Source organism: Mojavia sp., assembly GCF_059505145.1.
Genome location: NZ_JCACKA010000047.1, coordinates 105,420 through 124,440 on the forward strand (window position 1 = coordinate 105,420; position 19,021 = coordinate 124,440).

Sequence of the window (19,021 nt, forward strand, 5' to 3'; positions counted from 1 at the left end):
GCACAGATGCGAGAATATAACTAATTAGGCGGACATGATATAACAGGGATGGTTACGCCGTGCAGACAAGCAGTAAGCACAAGAGAAATAATTTTGTGTATTGACGAAACTGGAGATCAGAAAAAGGGAAAATCAACATATTTCCGTCACTGGTTAGGTACACAACAAATACAATTTCATTATTGACTATTGATTAATTCCTGCAATTCTTTTCGTAAAGATAAAGGCTGATATCCTAATGCAAAAGCTTTAGAACTATCTAAAGAGACATCTGCCGGTCTGGGCGCTGCCATTTTTATATCTTGTTGTCGGCAGCCTTGAATTTTAGCATTAGGAATTTGAAATACTTCTACTAATAGTTGACCAAAATCATAACGAGAAATTCTTTCTTTACCGCCTAAGTGAATGCACCCGTGAACTTTTTCTAATGCTAATAACAAGCCTTGTGCAGCAGTTTTTCCACTCACTGGTGTGCGGAATTCATCTATAAACAAATTTAGCTCTTTGCCTGCTTGTAAAGTTTGAATAAATGGTTGAATAAAACTTTGAGCAGTTGGTGTTGCCATACCAAACATTAACGGCATACGGCATATTGCAGTATTAGGATATCGCTCTAACATCCCTGCTTCAGCCATCACTTTTTGCTCACCATAAATATTCACAGGACATACAGGATCTGTTTCCTGATATGGAGCATTTAAGCCATCAAAAACCAAGTCGGTTGATGTAAACGCGCAAGGAATCGAATAATCTGCACACAGTCCAGCTATATTCGATGATGTTGTAACATTAATTGCGTATGATTGTTGCGGATGATTTTGGCAAAAGTTAGGTTGAGATTGAGCAGCCGTGTGAATAACTGCTGCTGGACTAACATCACTAAATATACTCTTGAGTTCTTGAAAATCTGTCAAATTCGCTTTCAGCATTTTGATGCCAGGAATATTTATTTCATGGGAAAAATAAGTTCCATAAACTTCCCATTCTTGCTTTGCTATTTGACAAATATGCCATCCTAAAAAGCCACTAGCTCCGGTAACTAACAGTTTTTTCATATATATTTAAACAGGTTTTATATATAGATAAATTTAAGTTTATATCAATTATCTAAAATCTAGCCCACCAAAACCCGGATATGGTGGGCAATGCCCACCCTACTAGATGTAGATAAATTGAAGGTTATACCAATTTTCTAAAATCTAGTACCAGATTCAAACCCGAAAACTTAGATGAAATTTGGTTTTTAATGACAAATTACGAATTACAAATTAGTATTATACTGCGCTGACAGCCTAATTTATCAATAAATATTAAAGCAATACTAATAAATTGACGTGCCCACAACCGATAAGGGCAGAAAATTCTATTTTACTATTTTAAATCCCAATCAAATAATCAGTAGCAATGGCAAAAGCTTATTAGAGCAATTCCTGAAAACGTTTATCACTACGCACTTTGACAAAATCTGGATCAGTTTTTGCTAATTTCTGATACTTACTAGGAAATAGTTTAATTGCCTTATCTAAGTTTACGATCGCCAAGTCCACATTGCGCTGTAAAGCATAAGAGCAAGCTTTGTTATAGTATGCTTCATGCTTATTAGGTTTAATCGCGATCGCTTTGTCGTAAGATTTTAGCGCTTCGGTATAACGTTGCAGCTTTGTGAGGGCAATACCTCGATTGATCCAGGCTTCGTATTTGTCGGGTTTAATCGCGATCGCTTTGTCGTATGCTACTATCGCATCTTTATAGCTTTGCAAAGCAGTTAAAGCATTACCTCGGTTATACCAAGCTATATCTTTGTTAGGTCTGATCGCAATTGCTTGATCATAGGAGACTATTGCATCTTTGTAGCGTTGTAAAGATGTTAAAGCATTGCCTCGATTAATCCACGCTTCTGCACTCTGAGGTTTGAGGGCGATCGCTTTATCGTATGCTGCGATCGCATCTTGGTAACGATGTGCATCTAGCAAATTATTACCTTGAATCAATAAATCCTCTACCTTTGGCGTGGACTTCGCTTTTATTAGCAATTGGGAAACGTTATTTTCTTGTACAACTTGCTTGGTATTTTTTGCCGTTGAGTTTGTCCAATCACCACAACCTAATGTGGAGAAAGTAATAAAACCAGAGGCAACTAAACAGCGCCTAAAGTCCATGCTGTACCTATAGAACTCATAATTATGATGCTAAAACTTGTTTCTCTTAAAATATAGTATCAAACAACACTGTTCTTGTAAAAAAATATTTGATGCTCATTAATTGAATTCAAGCACAAGTATTTATAATATATAACACATTTGGCATATATAATGCAAGATATTTGCTTATTAATATAGAATATTTGTCGATTGTTTTATCATCAACTATGCTGTTAAAGTAATTAATAAAATCAATTAAAAACATATGTAATATATCGCAAAGTTCCACAAATAAGACTTATCAATGTTTGACTAATAAGTTTAAATAAAGTTGGTGCTGAAGAATTAAGATAACTGTATTTGAACCACAAATAATTCCTGAACATAACGATAGATGTTTAACTTCAGAGATTTGGTTAATATGCAAGTTGTCCAATAAAAAAGTAAAATAGCCCAAGCATTTCTCATCTACACAAACTGGTGTACAGAATAGCAATTGCTTGTAAACTGCATATCTTGTTCTACCCTACCCTGTAGAAATTCAGATAAAACAGATGTGGAACTGAGTCTGCTGGGGCACAATATAAAGAATGACGATTGAATCCAACTCCGCCGATCTACCAACCCCAGAATCAACGCTGGAAAATGATTTGCAACCAGATGACTTTGAAGGTGGCGCTGGTGCAAATAACCTGACACCAGAAGCCCTGGCTACACAGCAAGCCCTGGCTGCCATTTCGTCTTTGCAATCTCCGCAAAATACAGCGATTTTGCAACAGGCCCGTTCGAGTATCCAGCCACCCTCTACCAAGCAATTCACAGTTAAGCCAAGAGCATTGCTGATTACCTTAATAGGAATCGCGATCGTTTTTCTCGGACTTGCCTTAAATAATTGGATAATTGGCGTTTTGGGAACGCTGCTGAGTTTGCTGCTATCTGTGGCGATGCTATTACCTTGGTTGCAAAATGTAATTGAAAAATGGTTTTCACCCCAAGGTAGAACACTGTTAGTTGCATTTTTGGGATTAATAGCAGCCATCATTGGCTTGTTGAAATTTTTCGGTTTAGGCGATCGCGTGATTTTTTGGGCACGTCAAATTAACTGGGACATTGCTGGTACTCTGGCAGAATGGTTTGGCGCTTTAGGGCAAATCCTGATTGCCATCATCGCTGTTTACGTAGCGTGGCGACAATATGTGATTTCTAAAGACCTAACAATTCAGCAAAATTTGTTGACAGTTCAGCAAAATATTATTACCCAGCAGCAAACGATAGATTCCTATTTTCAAGGTATCTCAGACTTAGTTTTAGATGAAGAAGGATTATTAGAGGATTGGCCTCAAGAAAGAGCGATCGCCGAAGGACGCACCGCCGCAATTTTTAGTAGTGTTGATGGTAGTGGTAAAGCGAAGATTTTGCGCTTTCTCTCCCGTTCAAAATTACTAACACCTCTAAAACGCGATCGCCGCTTAGGTAGAGCCATTCTCAACGGTGTTGGCGGTTACGCCGAAGACCGCCTTGATGGTGTGCGCGTCATCGATTTGGGCGTGATGCTAGCCGGAGCAGACCTTTCCGCTACAGATTTGCGTTGGACTGATCTCAGCGAAGCTAATCTTGTGCGCGCTAATCTCAGCGGTTGTGATTTAGTAAAAGCCAACCTTTCCCGCACGATTTTATACGATGCCAAACTCCGCGATGCTGACCTGAACGGAATTCGGCTATTTTACGGTTCAGTAAAAACAGCATCACCCCGCAGCCGCACCATACCACCTAACTACGAAACTGGCGAACACACTGGTGCTGTCATAGAAAATGCCGACTTTACCAATGTGCAACGTCTGCCTGAGTCGGCACGTTATTACTGCTGTGCTTGGGGTGGGGAAAAAACCAGAGGCACTATTCCTGGCGGTTGCGAAGGCATTCCCAATAAGTTGGAAAGATAGTTAGCAGTTGTCAGTTACCTACATTTAATGATTATTGTTCATGGAAGCTTAACCACCTTCAGGTAAGGTGAGAATTTCTACTCCATCTTCAGTCACAGCTAAGGTATGCTCAAATTGGGCAGAAAGCTTGCGATCGCGGGTTATAGCAGTCCAACCATCACTGAGAACTTCTACTTCCCAAGTCCCTTCATTAATCATTGGCTCAATTGTAAATACCATCCCTGGTCTGAGGCGCTTACCCTTACCGCGAGTTCCGTAGTGAGGAATATCCGGTGGAGTATGAAAAATGTTGCTAATACCATGTCCTACAAAATCTCGCACTACAGAAAAGCCTTGTGCCTCGGCATACTCTTGGATGGCTGCACCAATATCTCCAATACGGGCCCCTGGTTTAACTTCAGCAATCCCACGGTAACGACACTCATCTGTTACCTCTACTAGTTTTTTTGCCGCTGGTGAAGGAGTACCGACAAAGAATGTCTTGGATGTATCACCGTGGTAGCCATCAACAATCAGCGTCACATCAATATTGATGATGTCACCTTCCTTCAAAATCTGCTTGGCATTAGGAATCCCGTGACAGACTACCTCATTCACACTCGTGCAGATTGATTTGGGAAAGCCTTTGTAGTTAAGAGGAGCGCTTTTTGCTCCATGAGCCTGCGTCCAACGTTCGGCTTCATCATTGATTTCGAGAGTGCTTACCCCAGGCTTCACCATTGATTCTAGATGCTGTAGCAGTGTGGCTGCCAAGCGTCCTGCCTTACGCATCTTCTCTAGTTCTCGCTGGGATAAAATAACAATTGTTTCGCTTCTCATGAACTTTTAATTACTTCTCATTCATAAATATAGTTAAGCCTGTCTCAGCTGCTCTTTTAGCAGCATCAGCAACCTTCAAGGTATACAAGCTTTCTTCTGGGGTGACGTATAAAGGAGTCCCATGAAAAATATGATCTAACACCATATTTGTGTCTTTAGCAAATAATCCGCGACGAGTACCAACTTCTATAGGTATTGTTTCCTGCGCTTGGATAAAAACTCCTGTGTCACCGTCAAAAATTAACCCACCTTTTTCGCCATGCACTTCAAATTTACGTTCTGGCTGCCAAATGGTTTCGCCTTTACCATAAACTACTTGTGCTAACAGCCCATTACTGAAGCACAGTTGAGTAGTACAAAAACACGTTTGGTAATATTGCGCTTCTGTTTCCCAAAATCGCTGATGACAGTTAACTGTTAAGACTTTGCCAAACAAATCCGTAAGACGATGTAAACGCGAAAGCGCACCAATTAAAGGAAAACCAAAAAGCTCATGGTTATAAGACCATTTACGAGGAGCAGGGTGCTGGGGATTGATAGTGCTGTAGCGTACATAAAAAACATCGCCAATTTTTTCTAAGTGTTGCTTTAAAGCTTGATGCAATCCCCCTAAGAGTTCAATGTGTTCCACGTGGAGCAGTTTATTTTGAGCTTTGGCGAAAGCAATGAGTTCTTCAGCTTCGATGACATCCAAAGAAAGGGGATACTCTACAATAACGTGTTTACCATGAGTGAGCGCAGCACGAGCGATCGCACCATGATCTCGATTAATAGTGCATATTACTACTAGATCTACATCTTCTCGCTCTACTAATTGCTGCCAAGAACTCATCGCCTCAGTTTGGTAGTTATTGGCAAAAGCTGCCGCATTTTCTGGAGTATGTCCGACAATTGCAATTAAGTGCGATCGCTCATCTTGCAGGAACGCCTCACTCCGAAACTTTGCCGCATACCCAGTACCAACCACACCCACCCGTATTTTTGCTTGTGCCAAAGGTGCTTCAGAATCATCCATGATAGTCACCAGTTCTGTTTATAAGTTTTCTGTGTGGGCAAAGCAATGCTTTAACTATACAGCCTGCTGGTAAAGCTGTAGATACCACAACGGACACTTGTAGCTCCTCGTCTGAATAAACAAAGTAATTCACCCTGCGGCTCTCCACAGAAGCTTCTACAGATTTGTCTTGGCAACGCAGTGTCCGAACAAGGGTGGCTTGATGTACCCTTTCATCTAGCAGATCAATTAGGTACAAACGCCATCAAATCCATCCGCATTTTATGTGATTTATTCACTCATTCATCTTTTATTACCTAACTTATAAGCTTTGCTAATGAGTGAGTGATTTAGGCGATAAATGTATAAATAAAACTTATTAGTATTAAATAACTAAATTTCATTACTAATCGCGGACGATTTCCAGTTACATCCTCTAGTTTTTCTCGTAGTATCAGAATTGAAGCAAATTTAAAAAAGCGGCTAATCATGAGATCAGCCGTCGTCTTTTCCTGCCTGTGCTTTAGGATAACTTATACTGCCGTTTGCAAAAGAGAGGATTACTGAAATGGCAACTTACAAAGTCACACTCATCAACGAAGCTGAAGGACTAAACCAAACAATTGACGTCGAAGATGATACTTATATTCTAGACGCTGCTGAAGAAGCTGGTCTGGACTTGCCCTACTCTTGCCGCGCTGGTGCTTGTTCGACCTGTGCCGGTAAGATTGTATCGGGTACAGTTGACCAGTCCGATCAGTCATTCTTAGACGACGATCAGATAGAAGCTCAATATGTACTAACCTGCGTCGCTTATCCTACATCTGACGTAACAATCGAAACTCACAAAGAAGAAGACCTGTACTAATAGTTAGGCGCTGCAATTCTCAATCTATTGCCAGAATTACCTAGCTAGCAAGTTCATATAATCACCATAGTCTTAAACTATGATGATTATATGAATTTTTGCTAAGAAGCCAAATATAGTCCAAGCGCAATAGTTTTAGCACTAGAACAGCAAGAAAAAAACCAAGTTAGTTAACAACAATAGAGATAAGCACCGAGCAGCCCAAAAAAAGGTTGCCAATATCTATGAAAAACTGAGCAACACCCGGCATTTTTTTACAAAAGCTCTTTAGAAAACTTGCAGTCGAAACAAATATTTCTAGGGCTGAATCTCCTCACTGAAAATTTTAATTTGAGTTCCAGGATAGTAGAACTGGAGAATTTTGGGATTCGACCAGCCAAGTTTAGCTAAATTTTGAGCGCCTGTTTGACTCAAGCCAACTCCATGTCCTAGTCCCCCACCTATAAAAGCATAACCCCATAGGCTTGGTTTACCTTTATTCAAGGGCTGCAAGTAAAACAGCGTACTTGTAGGAGCTAAAAAGGCACTACGAACTTCATCTTTATGTAAAGTAAAGACACCTATATCAGTTTTTACAGCGAGTTCGAGAATGCGTCCGCTTGTTGAGCGCTTAACGATCGCCATTGCCTCAAGCTTTTTAAATTTACTGTACGGACTTTTTTTAGCTCGCAAAAATTTCTGCAAACCCTTGGTAATATCTTCTACGCTGGTTTCTTTGCGCCAACGGAACGAATCCCAGTTGCTTTCATTAAATCCTTGTTGGCGATTGATAAATTGCCGGAAGTTGCTTTCATCTGCTAAATTTTGTCTCGACAAATCCCAAATATTGAGAGCAGCATCAACTACTGGTTGCAGATAAGGACGATCCGCACCATTCCAGACATCGCTAAAAGAAGCAGTAACGCCGCCGGTGGTAGAGGAGTACAGGGCATCTACTAGCTGGTTTTGATAAGTTAATACCATCCCTCTTGTCGCCGCGATCGCCCGATCTGTGTTGGGGGCGACTCCATTCAGCCCATAATAAACCTGACAGTGAGTATCAGCACATAGCTGGTAGTCATCTACAGCAAACCTACGCAAATTCCGTAGCACATAGGTTCGCGCCAGGATTGCTTGGGCTTCAACCGCTGCTACTGGCGCATTCGTGCCAATTTCGTGAGGTACAACCCCGCGCAAATAAGTTTCTAATGGCACTTCGTTAACTAAACTGTACGTGCCGTAAGCATTTGGTTGTAATTTTAATTTACCTGCGTAAAGACGAGCGCTTTCCGGTTTTGTGCCTTTATTTACCCGAATTAAATTTTTGCTACTGCTAATTTTTAAATAATTGGGATTGTAACGTTTGCCGTCAACTACCCAACTCACGCGCGGCAATTTTTGCAAAATTTTTGTATCTAAATATGCCGTTTTCTTGCCAGAAGCTTGCAAGCTCTGTAATAGCAGCCTGCGTAGTAAGGGAGTATTGTAAACATCTCGTTTCGCCCAAACTTGCCAACGTTCTGGCTGGGCTATTTCTACCTCTATTCCCTGAGAACGTAAGCTTTCGGCGCTATCTTCGGCAGTTTCAAAGGTACGGTAGTTACCTAAAACTACCACCTCATCAACTACTGGCTGGGGTAAAGCTTGCATTACTGTTTCTAGCTTTACTGGGTTATTGGTAACTAAAGTTTGTTCCCTCTGGCCTGCTTTAAATCTTAGCTGTAAGCGATCGCCTTTGGTGGGTTCTAGTTGCAGCTTGGCTGTAGGTTGCTCTCCAAATCGTTGTACAATCCCAATTTTTAATACTACATCGTCGCTTTTACTCTCAGGGCCTGATGCAGCAGTTAGCCCTAACAAGCAAAATGTCGTCAATAGAATCCGGGAAAAATGCCAGTACGAGATTTTTCTCGAAACTTGATTCTGCCCTTTGGCGCGGCGTTGGGGTGGATTGTCTAATTGCTTTGTAGCGTATTGGTTTTGTCGCATGAGCGCTCCAATGATAGCATTACCAATTTTGTCCCAGCAGGTTGCAAAACGAAGTCATAATGATTATGATTTATTTAGAGCTACAAAAAGGAATTTAGTTAGGAAAACTCCTTATGGTTAGAGTCCAAGAAATTCCCTTAAATCAGATTAAGCGGCCCTTACCCCGTGCCAATGATCCGAATAAAGTGCAAGCCTTAATGGAATCGATTGCAGTGATCGGGCAGCAAGAACCTATAGATGTCCTCGAAGTAGATGGACTATATTATGGCTTTTCTGGTTGCCATCGATATGAAGCTTGTCAACGTTTAGGCAAAGAAACAATCTTGGCCAGAGTCCGCAAAGCTCCTCGCAGTGTCTTAAAGATGCACTTAGCATGAGTTAATAGTCAGTGAAAGAGTAACAACACACAACTAAATAAATAACCAATTAGGAGAAAATTATGCCATCTAAACCAGAAGTTCTACCTTTAAATATTGGCATTGATGATACCAACAGAGCTAAAATCGCTGAAGGCTTGTCTCGCTTGTTAGCTGATACCTATACACTGTATCTTAAGACACATAATTTTCATTGGAACGTTACTGGCCCAATGTTTCAAACTTTGCACTTGATGTTTGAGACCCAGTATACAGAACTAGCTCTAGCAGTTGATTTGATTGCCGAACGGATTAGAGCGCTTGGCTATCCCGCACCCGGAACCTATAGCGAATATGTCAAACTTAGTTCGATTCCTGAAACTCCTGGAGTACCTAAAGCTACCGAAATGATCCGCTTACTCGTGGAAGGGCAAGAAGCTGTAGTGCGAACTGCGCGATCTATTTTTCCTGTGGTAGATGAGGTAAACGATGAACCCACTGCCGATCTATTAACTCAAAGGATGCAAGTACACGAAAAGACAGCTTGGATGCTGAGAAGTTTGCTGGAAGAATAAAGGTAGTCGGGGCATGGGGCATGGGGCATGGCGAATGGGGCATAGGAATAATTACTAGGACTTACGCACCCAAGCCTGAAACCCCGATCCCCCCTAGCCCCCCTTAAAAAGGGGGGAACGTCTAAAGCCCCCGGGAGGGGGTTGGGGGATCTGAGTGCGTAAGTTCTGATTACAATCCCCAATCCCCAATTCCCAATCCCCAATCCCTAATCCCAAATGCCCAATCCCCAATCTCCAATAGTTAATACTGATTTCACCCACTTGTTGCAGCATTTAATGCAACAAGTGGGTGTTTCTAGTTTTAAAGCTTTGAGCCGCGCTACTGGTGTCTCAGAGCGTCAAATTTTGCGCTTGCGGCAGGGAAAAGTAGAGCAGATGCGGGTGGATGTGCTGCTCAAGCTGTCGCAAGTGTTACAAATAACATTAAGTGAATTAGTAGCAAATTTTTCAGTGCTGAGTACGAAAGGAGGACGCAATATTCGCTCAGAATTCAGGACTCAGAACTCAGGACTCAAAAAGACTGAGCAAGAATTATTACAAGAAATTGCAGATTTAAAAAGAGAGTATCAGCGATCGCATCTAGCACTAGAACAGCAGCGAGAAGCATTGCAACAAGAGTTTCAGCAGTCAAGTTTGCAACTTTTGGAGTCGTTATTATTGCAATGGCCGACAGCAGCGCATAAAGCCCAGGAGAACCCGCAGCTAGCAGCAATTAAAATAGTGCCATTAGTACAAAAATCTTTAGAAAAATTATTACAAAGCTGGGGAGTGGAAGCGATCGCATCTGTAGGAGCAGAATTACCGTATGATCCCCAATTGCACCAATTGCTGGAAGGCTCGGCAAAGCCAGGGGAACTAGTTAAAGTGCGTTACACTGGCTACCGCCAAGGAGACAAGCTACTTTATCGAGCTAAAGTTAATCCTATTGAGAACGACTCGTAAGAAGAAATATACGCAAATCAACACATAACCTGTAAAAAAGCATCAACCTTAGATGTCTCCCAAGTTATATATATTGCCGAGTCGCTTCTCACAGCATCGATAGTTTGTTTTAGACAGCGAGTACTTTTAAATTAAATTTGCAGGCTGCTATAGGTGATAAATCTGTTTCACTTATCTCATCTTTTATTAAATTTCATCTACCTCATGAGTGATATTTTATATAACCATATGTTGATTTATTATTTATCAAATAGTAGCTATGGATTCAGATTTTATTGATTTAGTCAATTCATAATTTATTATTAACCACACAGTACATATATTTCATGAATTTATATCTTTCGATAATTACTAAAATAAATTAAGTTTGTTATATAATATGATCATAATCATGACTTCATTTACGAATTTTAGACATAACAAATTATGATTCAACAAGAAGTACAGGTTATTAAACTTGGTGGAAGTATCAATGCAGCAACATCTCAAGATTTGAGGCAAAACTTAATTAGTTTCATCGAGAAGGGCGCAAAGGTTGTGCTGGTTGATTTTCAAGATGTAACTTTTATGGATAGTTCTGGCCTAGGAGCTTTGGTATTAGCTTTCAAAAGTTTGCGCGCTGCGGATATTAAGCTTGTTCTTTGCTCTATTAATGAACAAGTTAAGATATTGTTTGAATTGACTAGTATGGATAAAGTATTTGAAATATTTCCCAGCAAAGAAGAATTTCATCAAACTTTATTTTCCAAAACCTAATTACTAAAATTTGATTTGTAGGATAGATAAATCATCCTCAAAACAGTCTTTTGAGTGCAATGCAATTAAGTAGTTTAATATATGGTCAAGCTGGTAATCAACGTTATGTTGTAGGCTGACAAGTAACTGAATAAACGCATCTAAACTCCAAAGTTTGCCGTCTAATTTAGTGATTTCGTAAGCGCCATCACTAAAAATGTAAAGATTACTGCATTTCTCGATCTGGCACAACTCATCCATATATTCTGCCTCTGGAAACATTCCAACTGGCATACCAGGGGTTCGCAACAGTTTAACCTCAGTATTTTTTGGAGATTCACCGGATACTAGTATTGCAGGCGGATGTCCAGCGCTAGCATAAATTAACTGGCGCTTAATTTTGTTGTATACTCCATACCAGATAGTAAAATATTTATCATTTTGATAATTTATCTGGAAAGTATCATTTAAAGCCCTCAGTACCTGGCTTGGTTGATAGTAATTTAAGCTTTTAAGAGCGCGGGAACGAAGCAAATTTAGCACTGAAATAGAAGGAAGAGTCGCTTTGAGTCCATGCCCTGCAGTATCTAGTAGATAAATTGCTAGAGAATCATCATCAAGCCAGTAGTAATCAAAACAATCGCCACCAAGTTGCCGTGAGGGAATGAATCGGAAATTGATGCATAAAGGTTCGGTTATCGGAGGAGGTAGAAGCGATCGCACATATTCGGCCGCTTCAGCCAATTCTGTTTCTAACAGCAGCTTTTGAGTTTGTAAATCCCGACTCAATTGATGTAGACGCAATCCAGCCCTTACCCGCGCTTGTAATTCATTCTGTTCGATGGGTTTGGAGATAAAATCATCAGCACCAGCATCCAAACCCTTGACACGATCCGCAACCGAATCCAAAGAAGTTAATAAAATAAAGAACGTGGTAGATAATTGAGGATCTGTCTTAATACGATGACAGACTTCTAAACCATTCAATCCCGGCATAATCCAATCACAAATAATTAGTGCTGGATGGTAAGCAACTACTTGGGCAATTCCTTCTTCGCCATTACTAGCAGTGACTACCTGATAACCCTGTTTTTCCAACATCCTTTTCAGAAGTATTAGTATCGAATAATCGTCATCAATTATTAGTATTTTAAACATAGGAAATAGCAAGTAAAACTAGCTAATTTTTAATATAAATAAGTAATTAAGATATGCTAAGGAATAATGGGTTAGTAAGTTTGCTAAAGTAAACCTACTAACCCATTCCCTGATCAAAGACTTCATTACTTTGCGATCGCCCTAAGATATTATGGTGGCGAAAGCGGATTCAGCCACAAGAGCAGGGCATGTTTTAGCTGGTTCAAGTCCCGGTATGCTTCTTGCTTAAACCATTGCCCTAAGGCGTCCAAAGGCGTAAAAGATGCTCCTGTTTGCCATTTGATATCTTGACCTAAGGGAGTGGTATGAGTTCCTGGTAAGGTTTGTACCGTCACCATTTCAGGAAAGCGTTCTTGTAATATTTTGCTTAAAGCCGCTGATTGGTCAAGGTTATCATTGCTAAATTTTAGCAATAAGTTACGACGGACATTGTAGCGTTCTTGGACAAGTTGGTTAGTTTCCAATGGCGTAGGGGTAAACTCAATCGTCAAAGCAGAATTGAACTGTTCTACTAAGGGGATAGCATCTCTAGCCGCGTAGTTGTTAAAGGATATTAAAATATTACCTGCACGTTCTACTTCAAACAGACTACCAATTAATAAGTGGAGTTTACAACCCATGCTATGCCCTATGCCATAAGTCGGAAGATATAGCTTACGTAATGCCAAAGAATCGTGCAAGCGTTCTAGGGTACGCTCAAAGTTTAGCAATACAGATTTAGCGATCGCTTTATGATCTAGTGTATTGACAAAGGGAGTAGCAATGACAACATATCCTTTAGCCGCTATTTGTTCTAGTAACCAGCGGTAAGTTAGATGGGGTGCAGTGGCGACAAATGCACCCCCTAGAAAATGGATGATACCGATGGGATTTCGGGGAATTAGTACCCAGTTACCTTGAATTTCTTTCCAGTCCATGCCGATAGGCGATCGCTTAACTTAACACCTCTTTATGTTAGAACGGAGATTGCAGTGATGGTGTGGTTGATAGAAAAAGCTTTCTCGGTGTGAAGTATGTAAGAATATGTAAGTATGTTAGTTTTAACGCTGACTCTGTAACCTTTTCATTTCGTGCTGCACATCTAAGGCAATTTGCAAAGCTTCATTTAGTAACCTACCATGCTCAGTAGCCTGTTCAGTAACTTGCATTGCTGTTAAAGTTGCTAAATTATTCGCAAATAGTTCGCTATTACTGAGAATAAAATTCCTATTTTCTCTTAAAATTTTTTCCGTTTTCACAGCACGAACTAAATCAGTCCTTGTAAGTTTTAGTGCTTCAATGACTCTTTCTCGTTCATTGATGATTACACCTGGATTACCAGCCTCTTCTATTTGATCATTAATATCTATTGCTTTAATAACCGCATTATACCTATCAACATCGTTTAATAAAATTTGCAAAGATTTTGTCATATTTACTTTGAGTAACTTACTTCGTTTTATCCAAAGTAAATATAAAATTATTTGTGTAACCCCACCACCCCACAAGCTTAATACTATGAGTAATATCCAAGACGGAATTGTGAGCCAGATAGCAAATATCTTCAGTACTAAATCAAATATCAGATAACCGAAAACAAATATAGAAAACCCGATAAAAACTACAGTTGCACCCTCAGTACCCTTGATTTTTTCTATAATTTGCTTTACAAATCTTCCTAGTGGATTAATAATGTTTATAAGTTCATCTTTTACAGGCAGATTAGTAAGGTGTTGCAGTTCTTTATGACTAATCTCCAATCCTTTTAAATCATCCCGCACAGTTTTCCCCACCTTGCCAGAATAGTTATTTAGTACAATATAGCAATCTCATTTCTGGAATGCTAATTCAGCAATAAATTTTCTCCCACACTCGCTTGATCGCTAGTTTCACGGAGAAAATAATTGCTTTTTGTACAATAAGATACTCTTTTCATAGATAACTAGTTATAGTCTAAGAAAACTAATTACAATCAATCTATGAAATTAGTTATTAATACATAAAGCATTCCAAAAATTCTGTTTAAACTAACTGCTATTTGAAAACAGTAATAATCATCGTGAAATATATAAGTGAATAATACTAGAACGCTGTTTTTTAGAATTTTTACAGTTGATACTAATCTCAACTATTGCTAAATCACAGGTTTGGAGTATAACGTTTAGCTTTATGTACCAAATTGAGCCTCCCAACTAATAGCTACTAACAGTATTTAATTTAAGTTGAGTTAATGCCTTAAATTATCAGCACCCGCTGTCGTCTTGAGTTGTTTATAACTACAAATATTACCTTTAACAGTATTCAACAGACGCAGAGTGGTTGCTCTTTTCCATTGTAGCCAGTCGCAAAGCTAGAGGCAATGCATAAACCTAAGAATGAGGATGCTACGCTATAAAAGTTTGAGTAACTCTTTGCTGAATTTGATGATTGAAAACATTAAAAAATAGCAAGCTAATAAAATGATATTCCATTTAATAAACAATACAGTTTCAGAGAATTACTCATCTTATCTAATTGCGGAATGGGCATACAAGGTAAATAATTTTATTTTAAAACAGAATTATCATGAGTGGAAACCGCTTGTAGTTTCCAAGTTTACTTGTGCTACTAATAGCAATATTTATTTTAATTGCTAAGTCAGAGATTTTTGTATTTTATCCTATAAAATAAGATTCATTAAATTAGTAATGTGTTTAAAGCTTTCCACCGAACGAGAAGCACTACTAAGCTTACAGTTCCTCACGCCCAAACCACGCGTTAAATCAAAGATTGATGCGCTTACTAGAAAATCCGCGATAGCACTCCAAAATTCTTGAGGTTAACATGATTGAGATCGGCATTGCAGCTAGCAGTCTCTTTTCATCTAGGTTCGTTGTAATGATGTGCGTTATGGAGTAGAAAGCAAAAGGCTAGCGAGTTAGCCAACGAACAAAGTGCGATCGCTTCTCAATGAGAAACTCTTATTTAGCAAGCTGTGCTGATTAAATTAAAAAGTATTAAAAGATTCGTCTGCAAAAATCAAACATCATTAATGCAGTCTGGAACTTCTGAGTAAATGGTATCTGCCAATGCTGGTACTTGTGTCAAGATTAAGGTGAGGGCTTAGGCAAGTCAATTATGTTAGGAAATTTACTAGACGGGCGTTATCAAGTCCTGCAAGTCCTCGGTGGAGGAGGATTTGGTCAAACATATATTGCCCAAGATACCCACCGACCAGGTTCTCCCAAATGTGTTGTCAAGCATCTTAAGCCCTTTACTCACAACCCAGAATTTCTCACAACCGCCAGACGTTTATTTACCAGTGAGGCAGAAACCTTAGAAAAACTGGGTAACCACGACCAGATTCCTCGGCTTTTAGCTTACTTTGAACAAGAACAAGAGTTTTTCTTGGTGCAAGAGTTCGTTAAAGGACATTCTCTGAAAGCGGAATTACTACCAGGTCAACGTTGGGCAGAAGACCAAGTGATTCAACTTCTACAACAAGTCTTGGGTGTCCTGGAATTTGTCCACAGCCACAAAGTTATTCATCGAGATATCAAGCCAGACAATATAATCAGGCGGCAGCAAGACTGTAAGTTAGTACTGATTGACTTTGGAGCAGTCAAACAAATTCAAACTCAACTGCTAACAGCTTCAGGACATGGAGAAACTACCATTGCCATAGGTACGCCTGGATATATGGCTACAGAACAAGGGCAAGGCAAACCCCGCCCCAACAGTGATATTTATTCGTTAGGTATTATTGCTATTCAGGCACTGACAGGTCTACATCCCAAACAACTCCAGGAAGACCCAACTACAGGAGAAATTCTCTGGCAACATCAGGCTCAAGTTAGCCCTTGGCTGGCACATATCCTGTCTAAGATGGTACTGTACCATTTTAAAGAGCGTTATCAGTCTGCAACAGAAGTTCTACAAATACTACAGCAGATTAATCTTGATACTGAAATAGAATATCAAACTCAGCCTCCGTTATCTGTTATACAGCTGCCCCAAGCTTCATTACCGCTAAAGAACACAACTGGGCAACCAACAGCTTCTATCCTGTCCCCGGAACAGTACAAGCACTTAGAAAATATACTCTTGGAATATGTCGGCCCTTTAGCCCCGACTTTATTGCGGCAAATTGCGGCGTCAGCGCCTAGTTACCAAGAAATAATTGATAATTTAACGCTTCATCTTGCAGGACATCAAAAAAATGCGTTTAAGGAGAAGTCAATGTTAATACTCCAGAAAACTACTGAAAAAGCTCCTGCTAACCCTGAAACTCAGTCAAATAATCTACCAACTAAACAACCTCCCGTAGTCAACGATAGCTTTGTGCGTCAATGCGAGCAAGAGTTGATTGATTTAATTGGCCCAATAGCTACTTTTCTAGTCCAGAAAGCTATTAAAACTTCTCCACAAATTTCACCCGTAGAACTTGTAAGAATTTTGGCAGCACAAATTCCCGATTCACAAAAAGCGTTGCAATTCCAGCAACGCCTACTTTCTTAAAGTTGAGATTATATTGATTGCTACTGGCTATGCTGATTCAGCATTTCCATAGCTATTTTTAAACTATATTTCATCCTGTTAAAGGCTGCTGCTAGACCACCTATTTCATCTTTATAATCATCATTAAATTCAGCATTCATGTCACCAGTACTAACTTTTTGTGCTATCTTTTCTATTCTTCTAATTCGTTGGATTACAGTTTTCTTAATTAAAAAATTAATTAACACAACTATGATCGCAAAGATACCAATTAATAGCCCCATGATCCACACCCAAGTTTGTTGGGCATTATTAAAAACCTCTTGAGAAGGCACAGATATAATTTGGGCAGCAACAATTTCATTGAGTTTCCAGTTAAAGCCATTATTCGGCCCATAAGTTGTCAACTGGCTTTTTGGAGCTACATCTGGGGTAGAGTGGCATCTTAGACAACTCTGTTGTGTAACAGCTAGTGGTCGCGCAATATAAAAAACTTTTCCTTCGGGGACATTACGAAAATCAGCAATTTCTTGAAGCTTGGGGTTATTGCGAAATCGCTCCACAATTTGAGTTTCAAAACTATCAGCTTTATCTCGTAAGTTAGTCGGATTAAGTGTTGCTTCTTTATAAAGGAAATTTTTATATTCCTCGTTCCTACGCAAATTTTCAAATACTTCTGTGGCAGAGAAAGCTGGTACTGTTTCTGGTATGAACACTGGTTCTGTTTCTAATCTAGGTGCTACTAGAGGATTTACCCGCTCTTGCGTATATTTTCTGACTGAATTCATAGTTTTAATCAAAATCAGTGCTTTAGCAGCTACTTCATTTTGCGCTCTCTGCTGAAGTAAACTTGATAAGGCAGTACCACTGACTACAATGCTAATGATGAAAACTAAAATCAAAAGCAAGTTAAACTTAGTACCAATCTTTAAGTTTTTATACATAATTTGGAACTTTTATACAAAAGTTTACAGACCAATATGGAAGCTTAACCTAACTAATACTACTTATAGCTGGTTTATAGCAGATACTTCAAAAGTAAACAAATATTAATTTCACTGTTTGGTATCGCTAGCTTTACTAGAGGTAAACCTAAGAATTTTCATAACCAAAATTAGTAATGTCTTGGAAATTATCACGTCGTTTCTTTATTTTACAAATGCTGTTTTTGACAGTTAAAGCCTGCCAATCAACACCGTCTTATGAGGGTGAGTTAACTATTGGTAGTATCAGCTACGGTGGAGGGGAAGAACTAATTAATCAGTATGCTAAGTTCAATCGCTACTTAGCTGAAAAAACAAAATCACACATTAAGCTAGAGCCTGCTTTTAATGAAAATAAAGCTATTGAGCGCCTTGAATCTCGTGCTTGGTCTTTAGTATTTGCGCCACCTGGTTTAGCAGCGATCGCCATCTCTCGCCACCAATATGTTCCGCTTTTTCCTTTAGTTGGTGTTAGTAATTTGCGCTCAATTTTTGTAGTACGTAAGGATAGCCCAATTGTCGAGTTAAAACAGCTACAAAATCAAACCGTTGCTTTAGGTCAACCAGGTTCAGCAACAGGATATTATTTCCCCCTCTACAATCTTTTTGGACTTACGCTGTCTGATATCATGTTTGCGCCCACACCGAAAACAGCTCTGGAATGGGTAGCTGAAGGTAAAGCTGCTGCTGGTGCAGTCTCGATCGCAGAATTTAATCTCTACAGCTCACAATTACAACAGACCCAGTTCCGTATTCTCTACACAGATCCCCATTATGTACCTTCTGGTGTTGTTTTAATTGGCCCTAATGTCGAACGAAACCGTCAAGAGTACATCCGCAAAGTCATGAGTGAGTTTCCTTCCGTTTTAGCTCAAGAAGTAGGGTATGTACCTAATGGAAAAATACCCGATTACCAATACATGATTTCTGTAGTTGAGCGAGTGCGATTGATTACTCCTAAGCTTCAAAATAAACCTGTGCGGCTGATTCCGAATTGATTGATCGGTCGGTACAAATAAAGTTAACTCGCGTTCGTACAGTCTCTGCGATCAGGAAAGGGTTGTCATTTGTTGTTATGCAACACAGG

At 39.5% G+C, this 19,021-nt stretch carries 17 protein-coding genes; 8 read left to right on the forward strand and 9 right to left on the reverse strand.

All coding sequences use genetic code 11. The features are described from left to right. Positions 1 to 179: 179 nt before the first annotated feature. Both AC5JL8_RS07700 and AC5JL8_RS07705 read right to left on the reverse strand, forming a co-directional pair. Entirely contained in the window at positions 180 to 1,055 is an 876-nt protein-coding gene (locus tag AC5JL8_RS07700) for an SDR family oxidoreductase (RefSeq protein WP_495879188.1), read from the reverse strand. Between the two features lie 363 nt (positions 1,056 to 1,418). Then, positions 1,419 to 2,159 carry a tetratricopeptide repeat protein gene (locus tag AC5JL8_RS07705; RefSeq protein ID WP_495879189.1) on the reverse strand — a complete coding sequence of 247 codons (741 nt, stop codon included), beginning with the start codon at positions 2,157 to 2,159 and terminating at the stop codon, positions 1,419 to 1,421. A gap of 572 nt (positions 2,160 to 2,731) precedes the next feature. On the opposite strand from AC5JL8_RS07705, the gene AC5JL8_RS07710 reads away from it, so the two are divergent. Continuing rightward, complete coding sequence (locus tag AC5JL8_RS07710) at positions 2,732 to 4,084, forward strand: pentapeptide repeat-containing protein (protein WP_495879190.1); 1,353 nt, start codon at positions 2,732 to 2,734, stop codon at positions 4,082 to 4,084. A gap of 48 nt (positions 4,085 to 4,132) precedes the next feature. Here the strand turns inward: AC5JL8_RS07710 and map are convergent, their stop codons facing one another. Next, positions 4,133 to 4,903, reverse strand: a complete 771-nt coding sequence (map, locus tag AC5JL8_RS07715; RefSeq protein WP_495879191.1) for a type I methionyl aminopeptidase — start codon at positions 4,901 to 4,903, stop codon at positions 4,133 to 4,135. A 10-nt stretch (positions 4,904 to 4,913) separates the two neighbouring features. Next, a complete protein-coding gene (locus AC5JL8_RS07720) occupies positions 4,914 to 5,918 on the reverse strand; it encodes a Gfo/Idh/MocA family protein (RefSeq protein ID WP_495879192.1) in 1,005 nt (334 codons plus the stop codon). Between the two features lie 547 nt (positions 5,919 to 6,465). Here AC5JL8_RS07720 and AC5JL8_RS07725 point away from each other — a divergent pair. Beyond that, on the forward strand, positions 6,466 to 6,765 hold the full coding sequence (locus tag AC5JL8_RS07725) for a ferredoxin (protein ID WP_495879193.1): 300 nt from the start codon (positions 6,466 to 6,468) through the stop codon (positions 6,763 to 6,765). 297 nt (positions 6,766 to 7,062) lie between these two features. On the opposite strand, the gene AC5JL8_RS07730 is transcribed toward AC5JL8_RS07725, so the two are convergent. Next, a complete protein-coding gene (locus AC5JL8_RS07730; RefSeq protein ID WP_495879194.1) occupies positions 7,063 to 8,730 on the reverse strand; it encodes a SpoIID/LytB domain-containing protein in 1,668 nt (555 codons plus the stop codon). Positions 8,731 to 8,843: 113 nt separating this feature from the next. Here AC5JL8_RS07730 and AC5JL8_RS07735 point away from each other — a divergent pair, with 113 nt between their 5' ends. The 4 genes from AC5JL8_RS07735 (at position 8,844) to AC5JL8_RS07750 (ending at position 11,359) form a co-directional block, all read left to right on the forward strand. Then, entirely contained in the window at positions 8,844 to 9,107 is a 264-nt protein-coding gene (locus AC5JL8_RS07735; protein WP_495879195.1) for a ParB N-terminal domain-containing protein, read from the forward strand. Positions 9,108 to 9,169: 62 nt separating this feature from the next. After that, entirely contained in the window at positions 9,170 to 9,661 is a 492-nt protein-coding gene (locus AC5JL8_RS07740; protein ID WP_495879196.1) for a Dps family protein, read from the forward strand. A gap of 216 nt (positions 9,662 to 9,877) precedes the next feature. Then, positions 9,878 to 10,603: a nucleotide exchange factor GrpE gene (grpE, locus tag AC5JL8_RS07745; RefSeq protein ID WP_495879197.1), complete on the forward strand. Its 726-nt coding sequence runs from the start codon at positions 9,878 to 9,880 to the stop codon at positions 10,601 to 10,603. Between the two features lie 426 nt (positions 10,604 to 11,029). Then, positions 11,030 to 11,359, forward strand: a complete 330-nt coding sequence (locus AC5JL8_RS07750) for an STAS domain-containing protein (protein ID WP_495879198.1) — start codon at positions 11,030 to 11,032, stop codon at positions 11,357 to 11,359. Positions 11,360 to 11,362: 3 nt separating this feature from the next. On the opposite strand, the gene AC5JL8_RS07755 is transcribed toward AC5JL8_RS07750, so the two are convergent. From AC5JL8_RS07755 to AC5JL8_RS07765, 3 genes are all read right to left on the reverse strand, one after another. After that, a complete protein-coding gene (locus AC5JL8_RS07755) occupies positions 11,363 to 12,496 on the reverse strand; it encodes a PP2C family protein-serine/threonine phosphatase (protein ID WP_495879199.1) in 1,134 nt (377 codons plus the stop codon). A gap of 149 nt (positions 12,497 to 12,645) precedes the next feature. Beyond that, positions 12,646 to 13,413, reverse strand: coding sequence for a DUF1350 family protein (locus AC5JL8_RS07760; RefSeq protein WP_495879200.1), 768 nt, complete (start codon positions 13,411 to 13,413; stop codon positions 12,646 to 12,648). A 123-nt stretch (positions 13,414 to 13,536) separates the two neighbouring features. Then, positions 13,537 to 14,256, reverse strand: a complete 720-nt coding sequence (locus AC5JL8_RS07765; protein WP_495879201.1) for a hypothetical protein — start codon at positions 14,254 to 14,256, stop codon at positions 13,537 to 13,539. A 1,336-nt stretch (positions 14,257 to 15,592) separates the two neighbouring features. On the opposite strand from AC5JL8_RS07765, the gene AC5JL8_RS07770 reads away from it, so the two are divergent. Continuing rightward, positions 15,593 to 16,972, forward strand: a complete 1,380-nt coding sequence (locus AC5JL8_RS07770) for a protein kinase domain-containing protein (RefSeq protein WP_495879202.1) — start codon at positions 15,593 to 15,595, stop codon at positions 16,970 to 16,972. Between the two features lie 20 nt (positions 16,973 to 16,992). On the opposite strand, the gene AC5JL8_RS07775 is transcribed toward AC5JL8_RS07770, so the two are convergent. Beyond that, entirely contained in the window at positions 16,993 to 17,895 is a 903-nt protein-coding gene (locus AC5JL8_RS07775; protein WP_495879203.1) for a c-type heme family protein, read from the reverse strand. A 176-nt stretch (positions 17,896 to 18,071) separates the two neighbouring features. Between AC5JL8_RS07775 and AC5JL8_RS07780 the strand changes: the two genes are divergently transcribed. Continuing rightward, positions 18,072 to 18,932 (forward strand): phosphate/phosphite/phosphonate ABC transporter substrate-binding protein, encoded by an 861-nt coding sequence (locus tag AC5JL8_RS07780; protein ID WP_495879204.1) that lies wholly within the window; start codon positions 18,072 to 18,074, stop codon positions 18,930 to 18,932. Positions 18,933 to 19,021: the final 89 nt, after the last annotated feature.

What these genes read in the sequence shown, in the direction of transcription:
- AC5JL8_RS07700 (WP_495879188.1), bottom strand. Translation starts at nt 1,055, where the DNA reads ATGAAAAAACTGTTAGTTACCGGAGCTAGTGGCTTTTTAGGATGGCAT.
- AC5JL8_RS07705 (WP_495879189.1), bottom strand. Translation starts at nt 2,159, where the DNA reads ATGGACTTTAGGCGCTGTTTAGTTGCCTCTGGTTTTATTACTTTCTCC.
- AC5JL8_RS07710 (WP_495879190.1), top strand. Translation starts at nt 2,732, where the DNA reads ATGACGATTGAATCCAACTCCGCCGATCTACCAACCCCAGAATCAACG.
- map (WP_495879191.1), bottom strand. Translation starts at nt 4,903, where the DNA reads ATGAGAAGCGAAACAATTGTTATTTTATCCCAGCGAGAACTAGAGAAG.
- AC5JL8_RS07720 (WP_495879192.1), bottom strand. Translation starts at nt 5,918, where the DNA reads ATGGATGATTCTGAAGCACCTTTGGCACAAGCAAAAATACGGGTGGGT.
- AC5JL8_RS07725 (WP_495879193.1), top strand. Translation starts at nt 6,466, where the DNA reads ATGGCAACTTACAAAGTCACACTCATCAACGAAGCTGAAGGACTAAAC.
- AC5JL8_RS07730 (WP_495879194.1), bottom strand. Translation starts at nt 8,730, where the DNA reads ATGCGACAAAACCAATACGCTACAAAGCAATTAGACAATCCACCCCAA.
- AC5JL8_RS07735 (WP_495879195.1), top strand. Translation starts at nt 8,844, where the DNA reads ATGGTTAGAGTCCAAGAAATTCCCTTAAATCAGATTAAGCGGCCCTTA.
- AC5JL8_RS07740 (WP_495879196.1), top strand. Translation starts at nt 9,170, where the DNA reads ATGCCATCTAAACCAGAAGTTCTACCTTTAAATATTGGCATTGATGAT.
- grpE (WP_495879197.1), top strand. Translation starts at nt 9,878, where the DNA reads ATGCCCAATCCCCAATCTCCAATAGTTAATACTGATTTCACCCACTTG.
- AC5JL8_RS07750 (WP_495879198.1), top strand. Translation starts at nt 11,030, where the DNA reads ATGATTCAACAAGAAGTACAGGTTATTAAACTTGGTGGAAGTATCAAT.
- AC5JL8_RS07755 (WP_495879199.1), bottom strand. Translation starts at nt 12,496, where the DNA reads ATGTTTAAAATACTAATAATTGATGACGATTATTCGATACTAATACTT.
- AC5JL8_RS07760 (WP_495879200.1), bottom strand. Translation starts at nt 13,413, where the DNA reads ATGGACTGGAAAGAAATTCAAGGTAACTGGGTACTAATTCCCCGAAAT.
- AC5JL8_RS07770 (WP_495879202.1), top strand. Translation starts at nt 15,593, where the DNA reads ATGTTAGGAAATTTACTAGACGGGCGTTATCAAGTCCTGCAAGTCCTC.
- AC5JL8_RS07775 (WP_495879203.1), bottom strand. Translation starts at nt 17,895, where the DNA reads ATGTATAAAAACTTAAAGATTGGTACTAAGTTTAACTTGCTTTTGATT.
- AC5JL8_RS07780 (WP_495879204.1), top strand. Translation starts at nt 18,072, where the DNA reads ATGTCTTGGAAATTATCACGTCGTTTCTTTATTTTACAAATGCTGTTT.